Genomic DNA, 3,988 nt, shown 5'->3' on the forward strand with positions numbered 1-3,988 from the left:
CCGTCGAGATCGGCAATACCGACGCCGAAGGCCGGCTCATCCTCGCCGACGCTTTGGCCTATGCCGACGACGACAAGCCGGAGCTGCTGGTCGATTTCGCGACCCTCACCGGCGCGGCCCGCGTGGCCTTGGGGCCGGACCTGCCGCCGTTCTATACCGACGACGAAACGCTGGCCGCCGAGATCGCGCGCCACGGCCTGGCGGTCAACGATCCGGTCTGGCGGCTGCCGCTGTGGGCCGCCTATGAGTCCAAGGTGGAGGGCAAGGTCGCCGATCTGACCAATGCGCCCGCCGGCGGCATGGCCGGTTCGATCACCGCCGCTTTGTTCCTGCGTCGTTTCGTCGGCAAGGCCGCGTCCTGGGTCCATTTCGACATTTACGGCTGGACGCCGGCCGCCCGGCCCGGCCGTCCCGAGGGCGGCGAGGCGCAGGCGGCGCGGCTGATCTTCGATCTCGCGCGCGAGAAATTCGGCGCCGCAAAGCTTCGGTAACCGGGACATTGTAATGGTGTTGCCGCCCGCGCGGGCGGACGGGAGTGACACGTTGAACTACGACCAGAGACTGACCCCGGCGCGCCCCGACCTCGCCGCCGAACATTTGCGCGATACGGTGCAGGCGGAGCATTACGTCCCCGGCCGCCGGATGCAGATTTGCGCCTCCTATGCCGACCTCCGCCGCGCCCCGTCCGAAAGCGCCGCGACCGACACCCAGGCGCTTTTTGGCGAGACGGCGCTGGTCTATGAGGACAAGAACGGCTGGAGCTGGTGCCAGCTCGATCGCGACCGCTATGTCGGCTATATCGAATCCCACGCCTTGACCGACAAGATCGCCAAGCCCAACCATCGCGTGCGCACGCGCCACACGCTGATCTATTCCGCGCCCGATCTCAAATCGCCGCCGCTCGACGCCCTGCCCTTCAACGCGGAGGTGCTGATCGTCGCCGCCACCGGCAATTTCTCGGAAACGAGCGATGGCGGCTTCATCTTTTCGCGCCATCTGGCGCCGAACAACCGGCCGCTGAGCGATTTCGTCGGGCTGGCCGAAATGTTCCTGCACACGCCCTATCTGTGGGGCGGCAAGACCGATGTCGGCATCGATTGTTCCGGCCTCGTGCAGGTGACCCTGTCCGCGGTCGGCGTCGCCGCGCCGCGCGACACCGACATGATGGAGACGCAACTCGGGCGGCCGGCCAATCTCGGCGAGACCCTGCGTGGGCTGCGCCGCGGCGATCTGGTGTTCTGGCCGGGCCATGTCGGCATCATGCAGAACGAGCAATTGCTGATCCACGCCAACGCCCACACCATGACCGTCGCCAGCGAATTGCTGACCGCGGTGCGCGACCGCGTGCGCTCTGTGAACGCCGCCGAAATTACTGCTATTCGACGCGTTTAATCGCCCCGCCCCACAAAGCGAAAAAATGCTGCGGCGGGCCGTGGCCCGCGCCGATCTCGAAATCCCGTCCCGCTGCCAGCGCGCCGCCGAGAAAGGCCTTGGCGTCGGCGATGGCCTGTTTCAGGCTCGCGCCCCGGCCGAGACGCGCGGCGATCGCCGCCGAGAGGGCGCAGCCGGTGCCATGGGTGTTGCGGGTGGCAAGGCGCGGCGCGGCGAATTCGGTGAATTCGGCCCCGTCATAGAGCAGGTCATAGGCGTCGCCTTCCGGCAAATGGCCGCCCTTGACCAGCACGGCCGGCGCGCCGAGCGCATGAAGCTTGAGCGCCAAAGCGCGCATGTCGCCCGGACCTTCGGCCATGCGATCGCCCGCCAGCAACGCGGCCTCGATCAGATTGGGCGTGACCAGCCGGGCGAGCGGAAACAGTTTTTCACGGATCGGCTCGACCAGTTCGTCGCCGCCGAGACTATGCCCGCCGGTCGCAACCATGACCGGATCGAGCACCACATTTTTCGCGTGGAACCGTTTCAATTGCGCTGCTATGGCCGCGACGTTGGCGACAGTCCCGATCATGCCGATCTTCACCGCATCGACCTTGATGTCGGAAAAGATCGATTCGATCTGCGCAGCAACAAACTCCGCCGGCACATTATGCACGCCCTGCACGCCGAGCGTGTTCTGCGCCGTCAAGGCGGTGAGCGCCGCCATGCCATAGGCGCCGAGCGCGGAAAAGGTCTTGAGGTCGCCCTGCGCGCCGGCGCCGCCGGACGGGTCCGAACCCGCGATGGAAAGCACTTTGGCGACGCCCGTCATGCGGCCTCCTGCGACATTTCAAACCGGCAGCCAGAGCGTCGAGGCCATGGCCCCGGCTATGGCGGAAAGGAACAGAACCGCGTCATGCGCCGCGAGCATGGCGCGCGAAGGATGGGCGCGGCCATAGAGCCGCAGCGAGGCGCCCGCCGTGGCGAAGCTCCAGCCGACCGCGACAATAACCAGCGCCGCCGCGAAACGCCAATAATCATCGGCGAAGGCCTCGACGGCCCAGGCGGCGGCGATCAGCGCGAGGCCGAGCGCCGCGACCCTTTGCGCGCCGAGCCGGCGGGCGATAAGGCCAGTGAAAAAGGCCGGCGCATACATGGCGATCACGTGCCAGGAAATGGCGCTGAATACGGTCGGAACGCCGATGCCGCATCCGGCCATCGCGCCGGGCGCGGCGACCATGGCGGCCGTCATGCCGAACCATGCGAGGCCGGCGACGAGCGTCGGCGCGACAAAGGCGCGCCAGTCCGGCCGCGCCTCATCCTGCGCCGCCGCGCCCGGCAGAACCGGCGCGCGGGCCGTGGTCAGCACCGCGAGAACCAGCACCAGCACCTGCGTGAAGGCCGCCGCCAGCGCCGTGGCTGCGAATAACGCCGCCGGAGCGGCCTGGGCCACAAACAAGGCGAGCGCCGGCCCGAGCAGGCCGGCGAAGGCGCCGCTGCCGAACACGATGAGCGCGGCGCGCGCCTGAGACCCCGCGGTCGATCCGAGCGCCGCCTCATGACGGTAGAACAGCGAAAAGCCCTGCGCCACGCCGAGCCAAAAGGCGCCGAGGCAGAAGGGCGCGAACAGGCTGGCCGACAGCGCCCAGGCCATGATGAGCCCGCCGGCGACGCCGAGGCTCGCGCCGAGCGCCAGAGCCGCGCGCCGGCCGAAGGCGTCGAGCAGGAAGGAGGCCGGGAAGGTCGCCGTCGCCGCGCCGAGCAGCATGGCGACATAAGGCGCGGCCATCAGATGCGGCGATGGCGCCAGCAGGCGCCCAGCCAGCGGCAACATGCCGAGCGTCAGGCTTTGCGACAGCACCGCCAAAGCGAAGCCGGCGGCGAGAACGGCCACGCCGGGGCTCCAGCGTGTCGCATCCGGCGCCATGCCGGGCGTAGGCGCGCCGGGCGGGCAGAAACAGGCCATGCGGCCGGCGCGGGCGGCCGGCGACGCGGCGCCCGGAGCGGCGTCAGCGGGCGCGGAGCGGTCCAGCGCCGTCATTTCTTCTCGATGTCGTCGTCTTGCAGGATGCGATAGGCGGCGCCTTCGAGATCCTCATATTGCCCGCGCCGCAGCGACCAGAACAGCCCGTAAAGGGCCAGCAGGCCCAGAGCGAGCGCGGCGGGGATCAGGAAGATGAGGACGTTCATCGCGTCAATCCATCGAACTTCGTGCGCTATATCGAACTTGGCGGCGGCTTCACGCTGGATGGGCGGCCGCCGCCGGGGGCGGCGCTTTGGCGCCCGGCGCCGCGCGGCCCGCGCCGTCGCGCAGCAGAACAGTGACGCCTTTGCCGGGTCCGCGCAAGCGCAAGGCGTTGAGCGTGACCAGGATCGACGAGCCCGACATGGCCAGAGCGGCGAAGAGCGGAGTCGCATAGCCCGCCATCGCCACCGGCACGGCGATGATATTATAGCAGATCGCCAGAGTGAGATTCTGGCGCATCAGCCCGCGCGCCTGACCGGCTATGGCGAGCGCGGCGGCGACCGGGGCGAGCTTTTCGCCGAGAAAGACCGCATCGGCCTGGGTTTGCGTGAGATGAACCGCGTCGATCGGCGACAGCGAGGCATGGGCGGC

Annotated in this window: 4 protein-coding genes and 2 pseudogenes; 2 read left to right on the top strand and 4 right to left on the bottom strand. The window is 68.8% G+C overall.

Annotated elements, in window-relative coordinates; all coding sequences use genetic code 11:
- A pseudogene (locus tag ACE3S9_RS16125) lies at positions 1 to 491 on the top strand (leucyl aminopeptidase family protein); the annotation flags it as partial.
- A 52-nt stretch (positions 492 to 543) separates the two neighbouring features.
- A complete protein-coding gene (locus tag ACE3S9_RS16130; protein ID WP_374547499.1) occupies positions 544 to 1,392 on the top strand; it encodes an NlpC/P60 family protein in 849 nt (282 codons plus the stop codon).
- Here the strand turns inward: ACE3S9_RS16130 and thiD are convergent.
- The 4 genes and pseudogenes from thiD to ACE3S9_RS16150 all read right to left on the bottom strand — a co-directional run.
- Complete coding sequence (gene thiD, locus ACE3S9_RS16135; RefSeq protein WP_374547500.1) at positions 1,376 to 2,203, bottom strand: bifunctional hydroxymethylpyrimidine kinase/phosphomethylpyrimidine kinase; 828 nt, start codon at positions 2,201 to 2,203, stop codon at positions 1,376 to 1,378. The two genes, ACE3S9_RS16130 and thiD, sit on opposite strands and share 17 nt — an antisense overlap.
- Positions 2,204 to 2,221: 18 nt before the next feature.
- Positions 2,222 to 3,412: an MFS transporter gene (locus tag ACE3S9_RS16140; protein WP_374547501.1), complete on the bottom strand. Its 1,191-nt coding sequence runs from the start codon at positions 3,410 to 3,412 to the stop codon at positions 2,222 to 2,224.
- Complete coding sequence (gene ccoS / locus ACE3S9_RS16145; RefSeq protein WP_374547502.1) at positions 3,409 to 3,561, bottom strand: cbb3-type cytochrome oxidase assembly protein CcoS; 153 nt, start codon at positions 3,559 to 3,561, stop codon at positions 3,409 to 3,411. Before ccoS ends, ACE3S9_RS16140 begins: the two co-directional genes overlap by 4 nt.
- Positions 3,562 to 3,610: 49 nt before the next feature.
- A pseudogene (locus ACE3S9_RS16150) lies at positions 3,611 to 3,988 on the bottom strand (hypothetical protein); the annotation flags it as partial.

The organism is Rhodoblastus sp., from assembly GCF_041915505.1.
Taxonomy (GTDB): Bacteria; Pseudomonadota; Alphaproteobacteria; order Rhizobiales; family Beijerinckiaceae; genus Rhodoblastus.